This is a genomic window from Vibrio sp. 1069, assembly GCF_033340555.1.
Genome location: NZ_JAWOWP010000472.1, coordinates 1 through 653 on the forward strand (window position 1 = coordinate 1; position 653 = coordinate 653).

At 37.1% G+C, this 653-nt stretch carries 1 protein-coding gene; it reads right to left on the reverse strand.

The features are described from left to right. On the reverse strand, positions 1-242 hold a 242-nt coding region (locus tag R7040_RS27220; protein WP_318097710.1), incomplete at its 3' end, for a DUF406 family protein. Positions 243-653 lie beyond the last annotated feature (411 nt).

Below are 653 nucleotides of genomic sequence, written 5' to 3' on the forward strand. Positions count from 1 at the left end.
AACTTGAATCGAGCGGTTAGCTCTTTAGATTCTTCTGTCAGCTCTGACACATTGTATTCAACGCCAGCGCAGACTGATTTAGCTAGTTCGATGTATTTCGCTAACTCAGACTCTAATGCATCTTTAGTCTCTGCGAAAATCGTTACGTCAGCAACCTCGTCGCCTTCTTTGATGATGAAACCAATCTCACCAGCACAGCCACAAGCTTCACATACTTGGCTTTCTTCTAATTCGACACTCATAACGAATCCTCTTGTAAAAACTAAGGGTATTCTAGCAGGTATTTGATCTGTATCTACAAAAATGAGCAGTTTCGTATAAAAATACAACAGTATGTTGTTTTGTTAATTGCCGGTTAACGATTGGGTGAGTAAGTCAACAATAACGTTAATGTGATATGTATCAACATTTAAGAGCAATTAACCAACATACTAACGAGATTTGGGTCAGGCCAGTTGAACTAGGGGTAAATTTATAAGACTATTTCTTGATTGATTATTTCTACATAATTATCATTCTTGGTCTTTGAATAGTTTCAATGAATAATTTGGCGCAAGGTTTTGATGCAATTCACTTTTCGCCTGATTTTAAGCGACGTGTATTGACACAAATATCACCGTAAATTGCACGTTACGCAGTGTAATTTCGTTATG